The organism is Variovorax sp. SPNA7 (genome assembly GCF_033807855.1).
GTDB lineage: Bacteria > Pseudomonadota > Gammaproteobacteria > Burkholderiales > Burkholderiaceae_C > Variovorax > Variovorax beijingensis.
In genome coordinates this window covers 1,770,765-1,789,628 of sequence record NZ_CP138513.1, presented here as the reverse complement: position 1 = coordinate 1,789,628, position 18,864 = coordinate 1,770,765, and the positions used below count along the sequence as shown (strand labels likewise).

The window sequence follows — 18,864 nt, the reverse complement described above, 5'->3', positions numbered from 1 at the left end:
GAAAAAGAATGGTCCAGGAAAACCTGCTACTACTACCGACTCGGCAGCTACTGGATCAATTCGGAGCCGGAAATCCGACTCCGGGATCGGGATCTGCCGCAGCGCTAAGTGGACTCCTCGGGTGCAAGCTAGGGCAAACAGTCTGTTCAATCTCGCTTAAAAAGCCAGAACTCCAGCCAGACTGGCCAACGCTGAAATACCTGCACGACCGACTGACGAATGAGTTCGAGCCGACCTTAGCTGAGTTTTTTCAGAAGGACTCTGAGCTCTTCGATCAGCTCATAAGTCTCCGTCGCCTTAGAGATCAAGAAGTCGATCCCGTGAAAAAGAGGCGCTACAGAGATGACGCACTTGCGAAGCAGCGGGATTCAACAGAGGCGGCACTAAGCATTGCCGGAACCTGCATCACACTTGCAGAAATAAATCTCCAAGTCTTTCAGACTGGATGGAAAACCGTTCGTGGCGACTCCGGTGCAGCAATCAGCTGCGCCTTGTCAGGAGTTTCCGCATCATTGTTCGCTTCCTATTTGAACCTGAAAGATTTTCGAGATAGTGAATGGCTGCGAAACACAAAACAGAATGCAGACGACCTGTTCACGCGATTTCGCGAAACACAAACTAAGCTGGTGACCTTGGCATTCGGACTTCAAGAGGAAGCCGAACGAACACTGGCATCGGATCAACTTTCCCTACCCCTTGATGACGAGAGTTAACCTCATTCTTGCGCGTGCAACCAATGGCGTCATTGGCCACAAGGGCATGCTGCCATGGCATCTGCCTGAGGATCTTGCGCACTTTAGGCAGCAGACCATGGGTGCTCCTGTGATCATGGGCCGCAAAACATGGGACTCATTGCCGCCGCGCTTTCGCCCGCTACCGGGCCGGCAGAACATAGTGGTAACGCGGCAGATCGACTTCCAGGCCGAGGGGGCACTCCTCGCAGGGAGCCTACGCGAAGCGGTAGCGCTGTGCGAGGCATTAAAACACCCCGAGGTGTGGGTGATCGGCGGCGCGCAGATCTACGCTGAAGCCGAACCGCTCGCGCAGCGCGCGGTCGTGACCGAGCTCGCGCACGACTACGAAGGCGATGCGCATGCGCCGGAACTCTCCCCCACCGCCTGGCGCGAAACCAAGCGCGAATCGCATGTCTCGGCGAAGGAGGGCCTCAACTACAGCTTCGTGACCTACGAACGCATCGCGCCATCGAAGGCATGAACGCAGACGAGCCGCGCGCCACTGCCCCGCCGCTGCGGCGCCGCTCCCTCGTGGCCGGCGCCGCATTGCTTTGCGGGCTTGCACCTGTGCAGGCGCTGCGGGCGGCCGAGCGGCTCGACCCCGACGAGGAAGCGCTCTTCATTCCCGGCACCGCGCGCCCTACCGCCGATGGCCGGCTCGAAGTCGACATCCACGCCTGGGTCTACGAACCCGAGCGCCGCTGGGGCCTGAATGCCGCGTTCGCGCACTACCTGGGCCTCAACCTGAAGAAGCTCTCGCCCGCGGCGCGGCTGCGCTTCAACCAGCACACCGCGCTGTTCCACGCCGAGTCGGAAGAAGGCAAGGTGTTCGAACTCGACTTCGACGACAGCGCCGCGCGCGTGGCCACGCCGCCTTCGGGCGCAGACGGCCGCATGAACATGCGCATCGTCATCGACGCGCCCCGCATCTCGCCTTCGGACGAGTGGCTGAAGTTCCATGCCGTGACCGGGCCCGGCGAACTGCTGCATCGCTTCAGGGGCGAGGCACTGATCGTTCCCGCGCAGGGCCTGTCGATCATTTCGGACATCGACGACACCATCAAGCGCACCCAGGTGCGCGACCGGCGCGAGATGCTGCTGAACACGTTTGCGCGGCGCTTCGAGGCGGCACCCGGCATGGCGGCGTACTACCGCGCGCTGGCCAAGGCGCCCGACACGCGCTTCCACTATCTTTCGGCCAGCCCGATACAGCTGTACCGCGCGCTCGCCGATTTCCTTCGCGATGCGGACTTTCCCTTGGGCAGCATGCACCTGCGCGAAAGCACGACCTGGCGCACGCTCATTCCCGGCGATCAGGATTCGCGCACGCACAAGCTCGGCGTGATCGAGCGCCTGCTGGCCGACTTTCCGCAGCGCCGATTCATGCTGGTGGGCGATTCGGGCGAGAGCGATCCCGAGATCTACGGGCAGGTCGTTCGCGCCCATCCCGGCCGCATCGACAGCATCGCGATACGCGACGTGACCGGCGAGGACAGCCGCGCCGAGCGCTATGCGGCCGCCTTCGAAGGCGTGGCGCCCGGCCTCTGGCAGATTCTTTCCCCCGACCGGCCCCCGGCACCGATCCAGCTGGCAAGGTGAGCGCCCGGCGCCGAAACATCATCGGCACCTTGGTTTCCAGCACAGGAGACAAAAGAACACTTAGGTACACATTGGAAAGTCGTGCGCATCGCAGGGATTAGGCAGAACTGTGATTTTTTCCGCAGAATGTTTGCTCCACACCATCCCAGACAAGGAGACGGCCCATGTCCATGGAGTTTCTTCGAGTCATCGCCGAGCAGAAATTGCCATACGTCGTCCACACGCCAGCCGACATCGACAGGCTGCGCGTGCTGCGTGCGGCCGAGCTGGTGACCGCTTTCATTCCGCCGTCCAGCCACGCGCCGGACGACCGGGCGATACGCCAGCTCGCCCAGGTGGAATCGATCACCGCCAAGGGCAAGCTGGCGCTGAACAAGGCCACCTCGGCCTTCATCGAACTCTGAACCCCAGCAGCTTCATCGCGGCCCCCGGACTCTTTGCAGCCTTGGCGTACCCGACCCACGGATCGTTGCCGCGGTCGAGCCGGGCATGGATGTTCCGCAGGGTCCACTGCGCGCCGCTCGCGAGCGTGGGAACCTCCTGCCATTCCACCGGCACCGACACGCCCATGCCGGGGCGCGCCCGCACCGACCAGGCGCAGATGGTGGTCGCGCCGAAGCCGTTGCGCAGGTAGTCGATGAAGATGCGGCCGACGCGGTTGCTCGGCCCGCTCTTGGCGACGAACATCTGCGGCAGGGTGCGCGCCATGTGCCGCACGATGGCCTGCGAGAAATCCTTGATGGTGTCCCAGTCGTACTGCCGCCTGAGCGGCACCACCACGTGCAGCCCCTTGCCGCCGCTGGTCTTGCAGAACGGCGCCAGGCCCAGTTCGTCGAGCACCACGCGCATCAGCTCCGCCGCCTGCAGCACCATGGGCCAGCCGACGCCCTCGCCCGGGTCGAGGTCGAAGGTCATGCGGTCGGGCTTGCCGATGAGCGTCTTCACGCCGTTCCAGGTATGGAATTCGACGACGTTCATCTGCGCCGCACTCAGCAGCCCGAGCGGCCCCGCCACCTCGATCAGCTCGGGGTGCTCCGGCCACAGCGCCGCATCGAGCTGCCGCACGCCGGCCATCTGCCCCAGCTCGAGATGCTTCTGGAAGAACAGCTGCCCCTTGATGCCCTGCGGCGCGCGCACGAACGACACGGGCCGGCCCTTCAGGTGCGGCATCATCAGCGGCGCGACCAGGCCGTAGAAGCGCACCACCTCCACCTTGGTGATGCCGGTCGACGGATCGACCACGCGGTCGGCATGCGAGACCTTGAAGTTGGCGGGCATGGTGGCGGCGGGCTCGGGCTCGGGCTCCGTTTCGCGGTCGGTGCCCGCCTGGTGAACCGGCTTCTCGCGGACGATGGCTTTGGCGGGCTTGTCCGAACGCACGCTGTGGAACACCGGATGCCGCACGTGCCCATCCTTCGTCCATTCGGAAAACGTGACCTCGGCCAGCAGCACCGGCTTGACCCAGTGCGCGCGTCGGTCGTTTTCGGTCGGGTTCTTGAACGGCCGCTCGTCGATGCCGAGCGGCTTGAGCCTCTCGAGCATGTCGGCGAGCGTCCGGCCGTTGAAGCCCGCGCCCACCGCGCCTGCGTAGAAGAGGTCGCCCTTGTCGTCGTGCACGCCGATCAGCAGTGCGCCGATGCCCACGCGCGAGCCCTTGGGATCGGTATAGCCGCCGATGACGAACTCCTGCCGCTGCGAGCACTTGAGCTTGATCCAGTCGGGCGAGCGGCGCGAGGCATAGGTGCTGTTCTTGCGCTTTCCGATCACGCCTTCGAGCCCGATCTTGCAGGCCGAGGCGACGATGTCCTCGGGCGGCGCATCGAAGATTTCGCTGAAGCGGATTTCGGGCGGCGCCTTGGCAAGCAGTGCCTGCAGCAGGCCGCGCCGCTCCACCAGCGGCACGCCGGTGAGATCGAAGCCGCCGTAGTACGGCAGGTCGAACAGGAAGTAGACGATGTGGCGCGTGTTCTCGCTGTCGAAGGCGTTCTGCAGGGCCTGGAAGTCCGTGCCGCCGGACTCGTTGAGCACCACGATCTCGCCATCGAGCCAGCCCGGCGCGAGCTTCATGCGCTCGATCGCGCGCACCAGGTGCGGCATGCGGCCGCTCCAGTCATGGCCGTTGCGCGTGACGAGCTGCACGCCGCCTTTCGCATCGATGCGCGCGAGCAAGCGGTAGCCGTCGAACTTGATCTCGTAGAACCAGTTCTCGGGATCGGGCGGCGGGCCATCGACCAGCGTGGCGAGCAGCGGCGAGAGCTTGGCGGGCATGGCGGCCTTCACCGCATCGGCGGGCATGCCGCGGGCCGATGCCTTGCCGCCGCGCTTTTTGGCCGGCGCGGCCGGCGCCTCGGCGGGCGCCGAGACCGCCGCAGCGGGCATCGGCATCTGGGCCACGCTGTCCGGGAACTGGTCGACCACGCTGAACTCCGCGGCCGGGCGGGCGTACTCGTCGTGCTCCTTGATCAAGAGCCACGCGTCCTGCTTGCCATCGGCCTTGCCGTGCATGCGTACCAGCGTCCACTTGCCGCGCAGCTTGTAGCCATGCAACTCGAACTTGAGGCGCCCCGCCTTGTAGCCCTTGCGCGGGTCGCCGATGGGCGTCCAGCTGCCCTTGTCCCAGATGATCACCTTGCCCGCGCCGTACTGCCGGGGCGGTATCTCGCCCTCGAACTGGTTGTAGGCAATGGGATGGTCTTCCACATGCACGGCCATGCGCTTGTCGTGCGTGTCGTAGCTCGGGCCCTTGGGCACTGCCCAGCTTTTCATGGTGCCATCGAGCTCGATGCGGAAGTCGTAGTGCAGCCGCGTGGCCCAGTGCTTCTGCACCACGAACTGCAGCACGCCGGGCGCCGATGCGCCGCCTTCCGCGGGCTCGGGTGTGGCGCCGAAGTTGCGCTTTTCCTTGTAGCGCTTCAGGGGGTTTGCGCGCGCCATGGTGTGTCGGCCTCCGTGTCCAGCGGATGGCTTGCCGCGTAGCGTTCGAGCAACAGGTAGAGCACCAGGCCGCCGATCAGCGGCAGCAGGTAGTAGAGCGCGCGGTAGGCCAGCACGGCCCCCATCAGCGCGCCCTGGCGCACGGTGCCTGAGAGCAGCGCCAGGTAGACGGCCTCGAGCACGCCGAGCCCGGCCGGAATCGGCGTGATCACGCCGACGATGGACGCGGCCAGCAGCACGCTCAGCGTGGTGGCGTACGGCACCTGCCGGCCCAGCAGCAGGTACATCGCGCAGCCCATCAGTGCCCAGTTGACGGTGGAGAGCGTGAGCTGGACGACCGCAAGCTGCGCCGAGGGGAGCCTCACCCGCCGCCCCCTCAGCTGCCACTGCCGCCCGCGCGAAAAAGCGCAGGCCAGCACGTACGCCGCCGCGAGAAGAATCATCAGCACGCCCAGCGCGCGCAGCGCGTCCGCCCCGATGTTCGCCTGGCGCGGCGGCGTGATGATGCCCGCGGCGAACAGGCCGCCGGCCAGCAGCCCGTAGCCGAGCCAGTTGGTGGCCAGGCTCACGCCGACCACCTGCGCCACCACGGCTTCGTCGAGGCCGGCGCGCGCATAGAGCCGGGCACGCATCGCAATCCCGCCGACCAGCGAACCCAGGTTGAGGTTGAAGGCATAGCTCGTCACCGCAATGGCCCAGGTGCGCCAGCGCGGCACCCGGTGGCGCGTGTGCCGTCGGCCGATGAGGTCGAAGCATCCGTAGAGCGCATGGCTCGCGGTTGCGATGGCCCAGACCCCCAGCAGCAGCATCGCCGGATAGCGCTGCAGCGCCTCCCATGCGCCGGCCCAGTCGACCTTGTGCGCATGCGACAGCAGCAGGCCGAGCACCGCGAGCCCCAGCAGCGGCAGCAGCCAACGGCGGCAGCGGCGCCAGAGCGACGGCTTGCCGGCCGGCGGGTCCGCCGCCGAAAGCGTGGTCGACGCGTCGTGGTTCATGGCGGCACCAGGGTGGAAATCAGTGCCGGCAGGTCAAGCGGCTTGAGCAGATGGTGGTCGAACCCGGCCATCGCGATGCGCTCCTTGTCGCCGTGCTGGCCCCAGCCGGTCAGTGCGACGAGGACCAAGCCGGCCAGCGCGGGATCGGCGCGCAGCCGCGTTGCAAGCTCGCAGCCGTCCATGCCCGGCATGCCGATGTCGAGGATCGCGAGCCCGGGCGCCGGACCCTCGGCCACCATGCGCAGCGCAGCATCGCCGCTGTAGGCCACGCGCGTCGTGGCGCCCATCGAGCGCAGCAGCTCGCCCAGCGCATCGGCCGCGTCCCGGTTGTCGTCGACGATCAGCACCGTGCCCGGCAACGAGGCCGGCCAGCCGCGAACGGCCGGTGCCGGCGACGCGGGCACGCCGCCCTCGACGTGGGCGAGCGGCAGGCGCACGCAGAACATCGCGCCCTGGCCCAGGCCCGCGCTGGTTGCCTCGACGCTGCCGCCATGGAGTTCGACCAGGCTCTTCACCAGCGTGAGGCCGATGCCCAGGCCGCCCTGCGCTGCCTTGGAGGTGCCGCTCACCTGCACGAACATCTCGAAGATCGACTTCAGCATGTCCGGTGCAATGCCGGTGCCGTTGTCCCAGACCTCGACCACGGCGTCTCGCCCTTCCTGGCGCAGCACGATGCGGATCTTTCCGCCGGGCGCGGTGTACTTGGCCGCGTTGTTGAGCAGGTTGGAGAACACCTGCGTCAGGCGAACACCGTCGCCGCGCACGACGATCGGCTCGCTGCACAGCTGCGTGCTCAGCGTGTGCCTGGCGCCTTCGAGCAGCGGCCGGCTCAGCTCGATGGCGTCCTCGATCACCGCTTCGAGCGCCACCGTCTCCATGCGCAGCTCGATCTTGCCGCGCGTGATGCGCGAGACCTCCATCAGGTCGTTCACGAGCCGCACCATGTGGTCGATCTGCCGCCCCATGAGCTCGTAGTAGCGCCGGGCCTCCGCCGGTTCGTGCGGCTTGCGCGTCAGGAGCGTGAGCGCGGTGCTCATCGGCGCGAGCGGGTTGCGCAACTCGTGCGCCAGCGTTGCAAGGAACTCGGTCTTGCGCTGGTCCGATTCGCGCAGGCCATCGAGCAGCTCGCGCAGCTGGTACTGCCGGTTGCGCGCCCTGAGCGCCGTGCGGACCGTGCTGATCAGCGAGGCCACGCGCATCGGCCGTTCGATCACGGTGACGTTCGCGAGCCGGTCCATGGCCTTGACGATGACGGGCGAGTCCGCGCCCTGGCGCGCAAGAACGAGCACCGGCAGATCGGACCACGGCGGCTGCGAGCCCAGCGCTTCGGCCAGCGCGGCCGCGGCCGGATCGGCCAGCACTTCTTCGGCCAGCATGATGGCGCCGGCGCCTCCCTCGAGCCCCCGCACGAGCTCGCACAGGCTGTCGCAGGTGTGGGCCGCAATCTGTGCGCGGGCCAGTACGGCGCTTGCCATGAGGGCGTCCCTGGAGGTTGCGGTTCGCAACAGGATGCGCTGCTCGGCGGATGCGGCGGGCGGGCTCACGATGCGTGCTGCGCGCCGTCGGTGGGAACGGGGATGCCCGTCAGGATGCCCCTGAAATGACGCAGCGGCTCGCCCACTTTGAGGCCCGTGGCGGTCATCGAGAAATCGCGGATGCTGCGCTCGTGCGCGCCGCCGCGCTTCTTCAGCACCGAGATCGCCTGGCGCACTTCGCCCTCCAGCTCGAAGTAGCGAAGCAGCACCACCGCGTCCGCCAGGTAGCTCGCATCCACGGGCGTCTTCATCTGCATGCCGATGAGGCCATGCTGCGCGCCCACCAGCAGCGTGGCAACGCCGGCCTGGCCCAGATAGGAAAGCAGCTCGTGCAGTTGCACGATCAGGAAGCGCTCGTCGGGCATGGCGTTGAGGTAGCCGTTGAGGCTGTCGATCACCACCACCGCCGCACCGCACTCCACCACCGCCAGCCGGATCAGGTGCACGAACTCGCCGGGCGAGAGCTCGGCGGGATCGACCTGCCGCACCTTGATGCGGCCGGATTCGATGTATGGCCCCAGGTCCATGCCCATGCTTTCGCAGCGCGTGCGCAGCGTGTGGATGCTCTCGTCGAAGATGAAGAGGGCCGCGCATTCGCCGCGCTGCGCCGCGGCCAGCGCGAACTGCACCGCCACCGTCGATTTTCCCGTGCCCGGCGCGCCGACGAACAGCGTGCTGGTGCCGCGTTCCAGGCCGCCTCCCAGCAGCGTGTCGAGCGCCTCCAGGCCGCTGGGAATGCGCGCCGGCGCCACTGCCGGGGCCGAAGGATGCTCGGAAGCGACCAGGCGCGGAAAGACGCGCAGGCCGCCGCGCTCGATGCGGTAGTCGTGGTAGCCGCCGCGGAACTGCTGGCCGCGGTATTTGCTGACCACCAGCCGGCGCCGCGCGGCGCCGTAGTCGGAGCTGATCTGCTCGAGCCGGATCACCGCATGGGCAATGCTCTGCACCTGCAGGTCGTGCTTCATGGCGGTCATGTCGTCCAGCAGCAGCACCGTGCACTGGCGGCCCGCGAAGAACTGCTTGAGCGCGAGGATCTGCCGCCGGTAGCGCAGCGAGCTGCCGGCCAGCAGGCGCAGTTCGGACAGCGAGTCGAACACCACGCGCGAAGGCTTGAGCACATCGACGTCCGAGAGGATGCGGAGGGTCGTCTCGCTGAGCTCGACCTCGGACGGATGGAACATCGTGTATTGCTCGTCGGGCTCGAGCGCGGCCTCGGACGGAAGCATCTCGCGCACCTCGATGCCGCTCAGGTCCCAGCCATGGGAACGCGCCACGCCCCTGAGCTCCTGCGCGGTTTCCGACAAGGTGACATACAGCACCGACTCGCCGCGCTTCACGCCTTCGATCAGGAATTGAAGCGCGATGGTGGTCTTGCCGGCGCCCGGCGTGCCCTCGACCAGGTAGAGGCGGTTGGACGTGAGCCCGCCGCCAAGAACATCGTCGAGGCCGGGAACACCGACTTTCATCAGGCCGTCCTGGGTGGACGGCACGGCCGTACCGTCGAGCTTCATTTCTTCTTCCTCCATCGTTGGGCAGACAGTCCTTTCTGCCCTGTTCTGCTTGCGATCTGCTGGCGCAAGGATTTTTATCAAGAGGCGCGGCCCCAGGGTTGTAGGGCATCACCCTTCTTCGGGACAAGACAACGCCACTGCGCCGCGGCTGCCGCGCGCGGGCCGCGGAAGGCCTCAGGACTTGTCGGGCGTCTTGCGTTCGGCATCACCCGGCTCCTCGAGCTTCTTGTTGTCGACCTTCTTCATCAGTTCCTCGCCCTCGGTGTCCTTGCCGTCGGTGGGCACGGATTCCTCCTGGGTGATCTCCGGTTCGTCGTGGGAGCGCTCGCGGCGCTTCGGCGGTGGCTTGTTCATGGCTGGCAACCTCCTGGATGAGCCCCGACAGTGGAGTGCCTGCCGCACGGGAGTGCTCAGGCAATGGCGGCAGCGGTCGTCAGCCAACGCCGACGATCCCGCCTGCCCGCGCGGAAGCCGCGTCTTCTTCCACGGGCGCCTCGCTCGCCTCGATGAAGAGCCGCCTGATCATCGGGAAGCGCCCGCGCACCTGCTGCTCGATCGCCGCGATGGCATCGGCCGCGTCACCGGTAGCCGTGCCTTCCCTGAAATTGAGGTCGACCACGACCAGAACTTCGTCGGGGCCGATGTACATCGACAGCACATGGCCGACGTCCTGCACGCTGGGCTGTTCCATGGCCAGGCTGCGGATGGCCCGCGCGGTCTCCGGGCGGATGCCCTCGCCGATCAGCAGCCCGCGGGCCTGGCCGATCAGCAACACCGCCACGCCGGCCAGCAGCAGCCCGATCACCACCGAGGCCGCGCCGTCGAGCGCCGGCATGCCGAGCCGGTGGCTGAAGTAGATGCCCAGCGCCGCCACCGCCAGCCCGGCCAGCGCCGCCGAATCCTCGGCCAGCACGGTGTAGGTGGTGGGATCCTTGCTCCGCCCGAGCGCGCGCCAGAACGGAGCCCCGCGCGACTGGGCGCGGAACTGCCGCAGCGCAACCAGGAAGCTCGCGCCTTCGAACAATGCGGCAAGGCCCAGCACCACGTAGTTCCAGCCCGGATCGCGCATCGGCTCCGGCTTGCGGATGTGCTGGATGCCCTCGTAGAACGACACGCCGCCGCCCAGCCCGAAGATCAGCACCGCGACGATCAGGCTCCAGAAGTACAGCTCCTTGCCGTGGCCGAAGGGATGCTCGGGTGTCGCGGGCCGCTGGCTCAGCCGGATGCCCACCAGCAGCAGAACGCCGTTGAAGGTGTCGACCGCCGAATGGATGCCTTCGGACAGCATGGCCGAACTGCCGGTGATGCCGGCCACCGTGAACTTGGTGGCGGCAATGGCCACATTGGCCGCGATGGCGCCGTAGATCGCAAGCTTCGATTCGGCGGCCATCAGGGGTTCGGACGGCGGTGCGCCGCTCGGCCCTTGCGTTCAGCCCCGGCCTTCAGGGAAGGCCAAGGTAGATCCGCAGATCGTCCTTCATGGTCCCCGCCGACGCGACCGCCATGCGCAGGCGGGCCTCGCTGACGCCGAAGCACTTCGTCCAGTAGTCGACCTCTTTCAGGTCGGTGATGTCGATTCGCTCGTCGTCCTGTGGGACGCGGATCTCCATGTCGTCCGGCATCGCGGGATCTCCAGGTGGGTTGGAGACGGAAGTTTCACCGCCCGGGGAAGCCGCCATGCCAGCCGGAAGCCATGGCTGATGCAGGACATGTTCTACATGCTGTCGTCTGCCGCGGTTTCGGGATGTTTCATGAACGCGCGAGCTGCCGCGCTGCCGATCACTCCCTGGCGCGGGGCTTGAGCAGATTTGCGAGTGCCTTCTGGTCTTCGGCCAGTTGCATGCGCATGAGCTGGAGCACTCGCAAGGCGAGGCCGGACAGCGGCTGTCCGGGCGGCAGCACCAGCACGCCCGCAAAGGAAACCTCCAGCGACAGCGGGCGGACGACCAGGCCGCGCTGCGCGTACTCGAGTGCGGTGACCGGGTTCACGACACCGATGCCCATGCCACTCAGCGCCATCTCGCACACGCTCGCCGCGTAGGGGGTTTCGACCAGCACGCTCAGTCCCACGTTGCGCTCCGCCAGCGCTCGCTCGAGCCGCCGCCGCGATGCGTCCTCCGGGTTGAGCGCAAGGAACGGCTCTTCCGCGAGCTGATGCGGCTGGATCGTCCTGGCCTTGGTCAGCCGGTGCTTCGCATGCATGACCACCACGCCGGGAAAGCGCGCGAACTCGGAATGCTCCAGGCCGGTGGTGGGCATCTCGTCGGCCATCAGTCCGAAGTCGACCTGGCGGCCCAGCACGGCCTCGTGCACCTCCCGCGAGCTGAGCACCTGCAGCGAGATCTGGGGACGGTCTTCGGAATCGCGGCGCTCGGACACCAGCCGCGAGAGCACGCGGGGCACGAAGCTCAGGCCGAAGGCCGGATAGACCGCCATGCGCAGCGTGTTGACGCCGAAGCGCTTGAGGCTGCGCATGCGGTGCTCGATGCTGCTCAGCCCCACGAAGACGCGCTCGACCTCGGTCAGCAAGGCCTGCGCTTCGGGCGTCGGATGCAGGCGGCCGCGCAGCCGGCGGAACAGCGCGAATCCGGCCGCTTCCTCGAGCCTGCGCAGCGACTGGCTGATGGCGGGCTGCGTCACGCCCAGGAGCGCGGCCGCCTTGCTCGCCGAGCCGACGGACATCACGGAGCGGAAGACCTCGATCTCGCGGAGCAACATATAACGACCGCTTATGGACAAAGAATTTCAGGCGTGATCCGGATTATCTCCTTCGTCCTAGAGTTGCTCACTTCAGCCACCCCCTCCTGGAGAAGCGACATGAAACTTCCAACCGTTCTCGCGTTGACCGCGCTGGTCCTGGCCCTGCCCGCGTCGGCACACGATTTTTCGGCTGACATCGGCAAGTTCAACACCATCTCGGCGACCCGCAAGCCCGACAGCGAGCAGGCCCTCGCCGCAAAGCTCGCATTCGAGCGCGCGCAGGCCGAGATGGAGCAGTCGGACGTGAAGATGCTGCTGCGCATCCGCTCGATGACCAACGCGGGCCTGCGCGCGCTCGGCGAGCAGCCGGCCCTGCTCACCAGCGAATACAAGCGCCTCGAGGCCGCGCTGGCCCATCCGAAGACGAACGATCCGGCCAAGATCGCCGCGGCCAGGGAAAGCTTCGCCCGGCTGTCCGCGGAGATGAAGGTCTACACCGACCTCGAGAACATGGCCGTCGACCAGATGAAGCAGGCCCTGCGGCTCATCGAATCCGCGCCGGCGCACTGACCTCGCCGGCGCCGCAAGGACGCTGCCCGGCCGCTGCGCGCGCTGTCTGTCCACGGTGTAGATCGGCCGCTTGGATCGGCGTCGGCCTCGACTCCCGTCGATGCGGCAGGTGGAGCGAAACCGCGGCCTATGTCGCCGCCAGTTCCGCTTCTTCCCCGGCCGGCTCGCGCGGCAGCTCGTACAGGAAGAAAGGCGGCGCGTCGGGCCGGCGGCGCTGCAGCAGGGGCTTGGCAACGTTGTAGACCGGCACGCCGTTGATGGTTCGCCCCTCCAGCGTGCCGCGGTGCGCGTGGCCGTGGAACACCGCATCCATCGGATAGCGCAGCAACGGCTCCTCCAGGCGGCTGCTGCCCAGGAACGGAAAGATCTCCACCGGCTCGCCCTGCACGGTGCCAGCGATCGGCGCGTAGTGCAGCAATGCAATGCGGCGCCGGGTGCGCAGCTTGGCCAGTGCCGATTCCAGCTTCATCGCCTCGTTGAGCGCCTCCTGCACGAACAGCTTGATCGCCGGTTCGCCCCAGGCCCCCAGCGAACCGCGTCCGAAGCCGCCGGCAAAGCCCTTGGCACCGGCAATGCCCACGCCTTCGATCTCGCAGGCCCCTCCATCGAGCACGCTCACGCCTGCATGCGTGAGCGCCTCGGTCACCAGTTCGGGCGTGCCGGATTCGTAGTCGTGGTTGCCCAGGACGGCGACGATGGGGATGGGAACGGCCCCCAGCTCTTCGGCCAGGACCTTGGCTTCCTCCGCGGTGCCGTAGTCGGTGAGATCGCCGCACAGCAGCAGCGCGTCGGCCTCGTCGGCGGCCTGCGCGAAGAAGCTGCGCAGCGTGCCTGCCGCGTCCTTGTGGACATGGATGTCGCCGACCGCGGCGAACCGGACATGGGAAGAAGATTTCGGATTGGGCATCGCAAGAAGGCTGCGCCCGGATGCCGCTGGCCGTGATCGGCCTCATCCTGCGACGGCTGTAGGCGCTTGCCGACGACCGGTGGGGCCGTTTGCTCCGAGCCCGCCTGCGGGCCGGCTCTACATTGCCTGAATGAAGCCCACGACCGACCTCGCGCTTTCGCTGGAAGAAGCAGAAGAAGTCGAACCCCGCGTGGCCGACTTCTACCGGCACACGCTGCGCGCACTGAACGATGCGGGCATTCCTTTCCTGGTCGGGGGCGCCTTCGCGCATGCCTGCCACACCGGCATCCGCCGATCGACCAAGGACCTGGACCTGTTCATCCGCCGCGCGGATTACGAACGCATCGCGCAGCTGATGCGGCAGCACGGCCGGCGCACCGAGATGAGCTACCCGCACTGGCTGGCCAAGGTGCACGACGGGCAGGAGTTCATCGACCTGATCTTCAACTCCGGCAACGGTCTCATGCCTGTGGACGAGCGCTGGTTCCGCGACAACCGCCGCACCGAGATCCTGGGCGTGCCGGTGCTCATTGCCAATGTGGAAGACAGCCTGCTGACCAAGGCCTTCATCATGGAGCGCGAGCGCTACGACGGCGGCGACATCGCCCACCTGCTGCAGGCCAACGCCGAGCAGCTGGACTGGTCCAGCCTGCTGGAGCGCTTTGGCCCGCATTGGCGGGTGCTGCTGGCCCATCTGACGTTGTTCGGCTACATCTACCCCCGCGAGCGGCAGCGCATTCCCGGCTGGGTGCTGGAGCGGCTGATGGCACGCCTGGCCGAAGAAATGCGAGAGCCGGCGGCCCTGAACGAGAACATATGCGCCGGCACCCTCTTGTCGCGCGAGCAGTACCTTCACGACGTCGAGCAATTGGGCTACGTGGACGGCCGCCTCACCTCCGCCAGCACCATGACGGCCGAAGACGTGGCCGCCTGGACCGAGGCCATCCCGGCCGGAAGATCGCAGGAAGACCAGGCGCTCGGAAGGCCTGACCCGGTCTAGAAGAGTCCGCGCTGCGAAGTCGTCAAGGCCATGAAGCTCTCTCCAATGGGCAGAAGAATGGCGTCGGCAATCGGCTGGAGCTGCCGGGTGAGATAGTGTTCGTAGTCGATGCGCGAATGGCGGGTTTCCAGCGGTTCCGGCCCGTTCTGCGTCATCACGTATTGGATCCAGCCGCCTTTCTGATACTGCTTGGGCCGGCCGACCCGCCCGTTGTGTTCGTCGGCGATGCGGGCGGCCCGGACCTGCGGCGGCACGTTGACCAGGTAGGCGTCGAGCCGATGGCGCAGGCGCTTGCGGTAGATGAGCAGGTCGTCCTTGGCGCCCGCCAGTGTCGACCTTGCATAGTCGGTCACGAACTCCTTGTAGGGCTCGCCCTGGAAGATGCGTGAAAGCAGGCCCTCCTGGAACTGCCGCGCGAGCGGGGTCCAGTCGCTGCGCGCCATTTCCAGGCCGCGGTACACCATCTCCTCCTTGCCGGCGGCATCGGCACTGAGGCCGGCGTAGCGTTTCTTGCTGCCGACCTCCGAGCCGCGGATTGTGGGCATGAAGAACTTCCTGTAGTGGGTGTCGACCTCGATCTCGAGAAAGCTCTCCAGGCCCTGCTCGTCGCGCAGCGTGCGCGTCCACCAACCGTTGATGTCGGCTGCCAGGCTGGCCGCGACGGCGTGCGCCTCCTCGTTGGTGTGGGTGCGCTTGAGCCAGATGAAGATGGAGTCGGTGTCGCCATAGATGGCCTCGTAGCCCCGCTGCTCCACGAATTCGCGCGTGAGCTTCATCATCTCGTGCCCGCGAAGGGTGATGGCGGACACCAGCTTGGGGTTGAAGAACCGGCACTCGGCCGCGCCCAGCACGCCGGCGAAGGAGTTCATGAGCAGCTTCAGTGCTTGCGACAGCGGTTCGTTCTTCGCTCGCTTGGCCTCGTCCCGGGCGCGCCAGAGGGTGGTCACGATCGCGGGCAGGCAGTGCCTGTCGCGCGAAAAGACGGTGCCTTGGGGTCCCTTGACGAGCGTCGCCGGTTCGCCAGTGTTCGAGCCCTCGACGAGCCCCACCGGATCGACCAGGAAGGTCCGGATGATCGAAGGGTAGAGGCTCTTGTAGTCCAGCACCACGACGGAGTCGTAGAACCCCGGCTTCGAGTCCATCACGTAGCCGCCGGGATAGGCCTTGCTCGGAATCTCTCCCACATTCGGCGCCACGTAGCCGAGGCGATGCATCCGCGGCAGGTAGTGGTGGCTGAACGCGGCAATGGAGCCGCCGAAGTGGTCGGCCTGCAGGCCCGTGGTCTGAGCGCGCTCCATCACGAACTGCAGCAGCCTGGCCTTGTCGAAGATGCGCAGGACCAGCTCGCAGTCCCGGATGTTGTAGAGCGCGAGCGCGGGCTTGTCTTGCTGGTAGCGCCGCTCGATCTCGGCCATCTTGTCGTACTCGTCGCCGATGGCCTTGCCTTCTCCGAGCAGCGCTTGCGAGACGGTCTCGAGGCTGAAGGACGGAAAGCTCCACACCGCGGCCCTGAGCGCGTCAATGCCGTCGATGACGACCCGGCCCGGCGTAGGCGCGAACAGGTAGCCCTGCTTGCCCGGATGGGTTCGCCATTCGATGGGGCGGCGTTCCCGCCCCAGGAGCAGCGGCACGCCACAGTCATTGGCTGTCTTCTGCAGCACGCGCAGGTCGAACTGGATCACGTTCCAGCCGATGATGACGTCGGGGTCGTTCCGCTCGAACCAATCGTTGAGCTTCTCGATCATGGCCTGGCGGGACGGGCAATAGATGAGCGAGAAAGCCGCGGGCTCACTCGGTTCAGGGGACGCGTCCGATGGCGGCTCGCCCAGCATGAAGACGACACGCTCCGGCGTGCCGTCCAGCGCGATGGAATAGAGCGCTTCGTCCTGGCTCGTCTCGATGTCCAGCGACACAAGCTTCAGCACGGGCCGGAATTCCGGCGCGGGCTTGAGTTTGCAGTCGACGATGGCAGCGCGCTCTGCCCGCCCTCCTTCCACCCGCACGCCGGCGGTGATGAAGCGTTCCATCAGGTAGCGGTCGTGCGGGCGCACGTCGGCTTCGAGCAGGGGAATGTCCTGTGCCTGGAGGGCGCGTGCCAGCCGGCCAAGCTGGCGGAAGTGCTTCGCATAGACACCGAGGACCGCTTCCTGCTGGAAGGTCTTGAGCTCGAGTTCGCGCAGCTGCACACCCGGCATGGCCGCAAGGTGGGCTTCGACCGCCGCCCTGTGCCGGGCGGCGACGAACGCGACGCTGCTGCGGGAGGTCAGGACCACTTTCCTCGGTCCCGAATCGGTCGCCAGCCAGTACTCGATCTCTGTGCCGGCAGGCGCGTCACGCCAGTGGCGCGTGAGGATGAAGCCCTTGAGTTCGGTGGATGTCACGAGAGCTTGAAAGAATCGGGCAAGGTGGGAGGGCGGACTTGGGCACTGGCGATTTTCCCCTGGCGTGATCGATGTTGCGCACGGGGTCCGCGCGTCTGCAGGCAACGGACCATCGGCTACAGTTGGCACGCAGCTGCATGCGGCCGGAACCCATCGAACCGCTGCCAGCGCCAACCGTCTTCCCGGACCACGTGAAGTCAGGTCTTCGATGAAAAAGGTCATGTCGCCCACCTCGCCCGAGACTGCTCCGGATACTTCCACTGATCCATGGCCGGCGACCGACGCGAACGCTCTTGCGCGCAAAACGGACGCGCAAAGAAGTCGCGTCATCTACGGTACTACTTTGTTTGTAGTCTTTGTGTGCGTGGCATTGCTGGTCATGAACGCATGGCTGGTCGTTCGCGCGCGCACGGCGGAAAACGAGCAGATCGCGCGGGCGAATTCCAACCTCGCACGCGCGGTCAGCCAGCAGGTCGACAGCACTGTGGCCCTGGCCGAGCACATCATCTCGGGCATCGTCTTCGAACTCGAGCGCGCGGACATCACGCCCGACGCGCTGCAGCGCCTTCAACCGGTCCTCGTGAACCATGCCTCCGAAGTCCAGGCCATCAAGGGGCTCTTCATCTACGACGAGCAAGGCCGCTGGCTGGTCTATTCCGATGCATCTCCGGCGGGTACTCGAAACAACTCGGACCGCGAGTATTTCATTCACCACAAGACCAACCCAAGCGTACGCACGCTGATCAGCGGCCCGATCGTGAGCCGCTCTTCGGGCGAGTGGGTGATTCCGGTGTCGCGGAGGATCAATGATCCGGACGGCAACTTCGCCGGCGTGGTGCTGGTCACGCTCAGCGTCAAGCACCTGCTGAGCGTCCTGGACCGCTTTCAGATTGGCGAGCAAGGAGCGATTGCGCTGTTCGGGACGGATCAGCTCCTGGTTCGCAGGCCCTTCAGGGAAGCCGACCTGGGCAGGCGCAATACGGACACGCCGTTGCAGCAGCGTTTCCGGGCCGCGCGCTCGGGCACCGTCGAGGGGAGATCAGCGATCGATGGCGTGACACGGATCATCAGCTTCGAGCACTTGCTGGACTATCCGCTCTTCGTCACGGTTGCCGTGGGCGAGGACGAGGCGCTGCGGGAATGGAAATCCGCATCGATCTATCAAACGGCCTGGGTGGTTCTCTTGTGCCTGGTCGTCGGCGTGTCGGGCCGCTATCTGATTCGCTCGATGCGCAGACGGCTGGTCGCCGAGCTGCATTTGCGAAATGCCCGGGACGCCTTGACGGAAGCGAATGAGCGGCTGGAGCATCTTGCGCAGGAAGACGGGCTGACGGGCCTGGCCAACCGCCGCTACTTCGACGCCCGCCTGGTGCTCAACTTTCAACAGGCGCTGGCAAGCCAAACGGCACTGGCGGTCGTCATGGTCGACGTCGACGAATTCAAGAAATACAACGATCTGTACGGCCACCTGGAAGGCGACGACTGCTTGCAGCGGGTCGCACAGGCACTGCGCTCGGCCGTGTGGCGCTCGGGCGATCTTGTCGCACGCTACGGGGGCGAGGAAATGGTTTTGCTGTTGCCCGCGACGGACGCCGAAGGTGCGCTCGAGGTTGCGCAAAGGGCGCGGCTGGCCGTGGTCGACTTGCAAATTCTGCATGCGGCATCAGCGCTGGGTACCGTGTCCGTGAGCCTTGGCGTGGCAGCCGGGGTTCCACAGCCCGGCAGCACGCCGTTTGAACTGCTGAGAGCCGCGGACGAAGCGCTCTACCTTGCCAAGCAAGAGGGGCGAAACACGGTCAGGGTGCACGATTGACCGGTTAGCGGCTGCGTCGCCGCCAGATACCTCGACTGATCGACGAGCGGCGAGAGGAGTTCGACGCTTTTGCTAAGCTGGTCAGCTCTGTGCCCCCCGGCAAAAGCGCAGCGAAGCATAAGACGGATACGCACCGAAACGGCGCCGAGAGCACGGGAAAAAGCCTTTTAAAATCAACAGCTTAG

The 18,864-nt window shown here is 66.4% G+C and carries 17 protein-coding genes; 7 read left to right on the top strand and 10 right to left on the bottom strand.

The annotated features are described in order from the left end of the window. Positions 1-8: 8 nt before the first annotated feature. From RZE77_RS08210 to RZE77_RS08195, 4 genes are all read left to right on the top strand, one after another. Positions 9-713 (top strand): cyclodeaminase/cyclohydrolase family protein, encoded by a 705-nt coding sequence (locus RZE77_RS08210; protein WP_319441426.1) that lies wholly within the window; start codon positions 9-11, stop codon positions 711-713. After that, positions 700-1,215 (top strand): dihydrofolate reductase, encoded by a 516-nt coding sequence (locus RZE77_RS08205; protein ID WP_319442323.1) that lies wholly within the window; start codon positions 700-702, stop codon positions 1,213-1,215. Before RZE77_RS08210 ends, RZE77_RS08205 begins: the two co-directional genes overlap by 14 nt. Beyond that, positions 1,212-2,333: a phosphatidate phosphatase App1 family protein gene (locus RZE77_RS08200; protein WP_319441425.1), complete on the top strand. Its 1,122-nt coding sequence runs from the start codon at positions 1,212-1,214 to the stop codon at positions 2,331-2,333. The genes RZE77_RS08205 and RZE77_RS08200 overlap by 4 nt, the downstream gene beginning before the upstream one ends. A 164-nt stretch (positions 2,334-2,497) precedes the next feature. Further along, positions 2,498-2,737, top strand: a complete 240-nt coding sequence (locus tag RZE77_RS08195) for a hypothetical protein (RefSeq protein ID WP_145741851.1) — start codon at positions 2,498-2,500, stop codon at positions 2,735-2,737. Here RZE77_RS08195 and ligD read toward each other — a convergent pair. From ligD to RZE77_RS08155, 8 genes are all read right to left on the bottom strand, one after another. Then, entirely contained in the window at positions 2,724-5,267 is a 2,544-nt protein-coding gene (gene ligD, locus RZE77_RS08190; RefSeq protein WP_319441424.1) for a DNA ligase D, read from the bottom strand. The two genes, RZE77_RS08195 and ligD, sit on opposite strands and share 14 nt — an antisense overlap. Beyond that, a complete protein-coding gene (locus tag RZE77_RS08185) occupies positions 5,246-6,262 on the bottom strand; it encodes a lysylphosphatidylglycerol synthase domain-containing protein (RefSeq protein ID WP_319441423.1) in 1,017 nt (338 codons plus the stop codon). Before RZE77_RS08185 ends, ligD begins: the two co-directional genes overlap by 22 nt. Then, positions 6,259-7,737, bottom strand: a complete 1,479-nt coding sequence (locus tag RZE77_RS08180; protein ID WP_319441422.1) for a hybrid sensor histidine kinase/response regulator — start codon at positions 7,735-7,737, stop codon at positions 6,259-6,261. Before RZE77_RS08180 ends, RZE77_RS08185 begins: the two co-directional genes overlap by 4 nt. Positions 7,738-7,802: 65 nt before the next feature. After that, entirely contained in the window at positions 7,803-9,308 is a 1,506-nt protein-coding gene (locus RZE77_RS08175) for an ATPase domain-containing protein (RefSeq protein WP_319441421.1), read from the bottom strand. Between the two features lie 174 nt (positions 9,309-9,482). Beyond that, positions 9,483-9,662 carry a hypothetical protein gene (locus tag RZE77_RS08170; protein ID WP_319441420.1) on the bottom strand — a complete coding sequence of 60 codons (180 nt, stop codon included), beginning with the start codon at positions 9,660-9,662 and terminating at the stop codon, positions 9,483-9,485. Between the two features lie 79 nt (positions 9,663-9,741). Beyond that, positions 9,742-10,698, bottom strand: a complete 957-nt coding sequence (locus tag RZE77_RS08165; protein WP_319441419.1) for a cation diffusion facilitator family transporter — start codon at positions 10,696-10,698, stop codon at positions 9,742-9,744. A gap of 52 nt (positions 10,699-10,750) precedes the next feature. Then, a complete protein-coding gene (locus RZE77_RS08160; protein WP_012746796.1) occupies positions 10,751-10,930 on the bottom strand; it encodes a DUF3606 domain-containing protein in 180 nt (59 codons plus the stop codon). A 157-nt stretch (positions 10,931-11,087) separates the two neighbouring features. Beyond that, positions 11,088-12,026 carry a LysR substrate-binding domain-containing protein gene (locus tag RZE77_RS08155; protein WP_319441418.1) on the bottom strand — a complete coding sequence of 313 codons (939 nt, stop codon included), beginning with the start codon at positions 12,024-12,026 and terminating at the stop codon, positions 11,088-11,090. Positions 12,027-12,125: 99 nt separating this feature from the next. Here RZE77_RS08155 and RZE77_RS08150 point away from each other — a divergent pair, with 99 nt between their 5' ends. Next, complete coding sequence (locus tag RZE77_RS08150) at positions 12,126-12,578, top strand: hypothetical protein (protein WP_319441417.1); 453 nt, start codon at positions 12,126-12,128, stop codon at positions 12,576-12,578. A 127-nt stretch (positions 12,579-12,705) separates the two neighbouring features. Here the strand turns inward: RZE77_RS08150 and RZE77_RS08145 are convergent, their stop codons facing one another. Beyond that, positions 12,706-13,485 carry a metallophosphoesterase family protein gene (locus RZE77_RS08145; protein ID WP_319441416.1) on the bottom strand — a complete coding sequence of 260 codons (780 nt, stop codon included), beginning with the start codon at positions 13,483-13,485 and terminating at the stop codon, positions 12,706-12,708. A 130-nt stretch (positions 13,486-13,615) separates the two neighbouring features. Here RZE77_RS08145 and RZE77_RS08140 point away from each other — a divergent pair, with 130 nt between their 5' ends. Then, positions 13,616-14,485: a nucleotidyltransferase gene (locus RZE77_RS08140; protein ID WP_319441415.1), complete on the top strand. Its 870-nt coding sequence runs from the start codon at positions 13,616-13,618 to the stop codon at positions 14,483-14,485. Here the strand turns inward: RZE77_RS08140 and RZE77_RS08135 are convergent. Beyond that, positions 14,482-16,866: a DNA polymerase II gene (locus RZE77_RS08135; RefSeq protein WP_319441414.1), complete on the bottom strand. Its 2,385-nt coding sequence runs from the start codon at positions 16,864-16,866 to the stop codon at positions 14,482-14,484. The two genes, RZE77_RS08140 and RZE77_RS08135, sit on opposite strands and share 4 nt — an antisense overlap. 208 nt (positions 16,867-17,074) lie before the next feature. On the opposite strand from RZE77_RS08135, the gene RZE77_RS08130 reads away from it, so the two are divergent. Next, the gene (locus RZE77_RS08130) at positions 17,075-18,679 is read left to right on the top strand and encodes a GGDEF domain-containing protein (protein WP_319441413.1); all 1,605 of its coding nucleotides are present in this window, start codon (positions 17,075-17,077) and stop codon (positions 18,677-18,679) included. The last annotated feature ends 185 nt before the right edge of the window (positions 18,680-18,864 follow it).

What these genes read in the sequence shown, in the direction of transcription:
- RZE77_RS08210 (WP_319441426.1), top strand. Translation starts at nt 9, where the DNA reads ATGGTCCAGGAAAACCTGCTACTACTACCGACTCGGCAGCTACTGGAT.
- RZE77_RS08205 (WP_319442323.1), top strand. Translation starts at nt 700, where the DNA reads ATGACGAGAGTTAACCTCATTCTTGCGCGTGCAACCAATGGCGTCATT.
- RZE77_RS08200 (WP_319441425.1), top strand. Translation starts at nt 1,212, where the DNA reads ATGAACGCAGACGAGCCGCGCGCCACTGCCCCGCCGCTGCGGCGCCGC.
- RZE77_RS08195 (WP_145741851.1), top strand. Translation starts at nt 2,498, where the DNA reads ATGTCCATGGAGTTTCTTCGAGTCATCGCCGAGCAGAAATTGCCATAC.
- ligD (WP_319441424.1), bottom strand. Translation starts at nt 5,267, where the DNA reads ATGGCGCGCGCAAACCCCCTGAAGCGCTACAAGGAAAAGCGCAACTTC.
- RZE77_RS08185 (WP_319441423.1), bottom strand. Translation starts at nt 6,262, where the DNA reads ATGAACCACGACGCGTCGACCACGCTTTCGGCGGCGGACCCGCCGGCC.
- RZE77_RS08180 (WP_319441422.1), bottom strand. Translation starts at nt 7,737, where the DNA reads ATGGCAAGCGCCGTACTGGCCCGCGCACAGATTGCGGCCCACACCTGC.
- RZE77_RS08175 (WP_319441421.1), bottom strand. Translation starts at nt 9,308, where the DNA reads ATGAAGCTCGACGGTACGGCCGTGCCGTCCACCCAGGACGGCCTGATG.
- RZE77_RS08170 (WP_319441420.1), bottom strand. Translation starts at nt 9,662, where the DNA reads ATGAACAAGCCACCGCCGAAGCGCCGCGAGCGCTCCCACGACGAACCG.
- RZE77_RS08165 (WP_319441419.1), bottom strand. Translation starts at nt 10,698, where the DNA reads ATGGCCGCCGAATCGAAGCTTGCGATCTACGGCGCCATCGCGGCCAAT.
- RZE77_RS08160 (WP_012746796.1), bottom strand. Translation starts at nt 10,930, where the DNA reads ATGCCGGACGACATGGAGATCCGCGTCCCACAGGACGACGAGCGAATC.
- RZE77_RS08155 (WP_319441418.1), bottom strand. Translation starts at nt 12,026, where the DNA reads ATGTTGCTCCGCGAGATCGAGGTCTTCCGCTCCGTGATGTCCGTCGGC.
- RZE77_RS08150 (WP_319441417.1), top strand. Translation starts at nt 12,126, where the DNA reads ATGAAACTTCCAACCGTTCTCGCGTTGACCGCGCTGGTCCTGGCCCTG.
- RZE77_RS08145 (WP_319441416.1), bottom strand. Translation starts at nt 13,485, where the DNA reads ATGCCCAATCCGAAATCTTCTTCCCATGTCCGGTTCGCCGCGGTCGGC.
- RZE77_RS08140 (WP_319441415.1), top strand. Translation starts at nt 13,616, where the DNA reads ATGAAGCCCACGACCGACCTCGCGCTTTCGCTGGAAGAAGCAGAAGAA.
- RZE77_RS08130 (WP_319441413.1), top strand. Translation starts at nt 17,075, where the DNA reads ATGAAAAAGGTCATGTCGCCCACCTCGCCCGAGACTGCTCCGGATACT.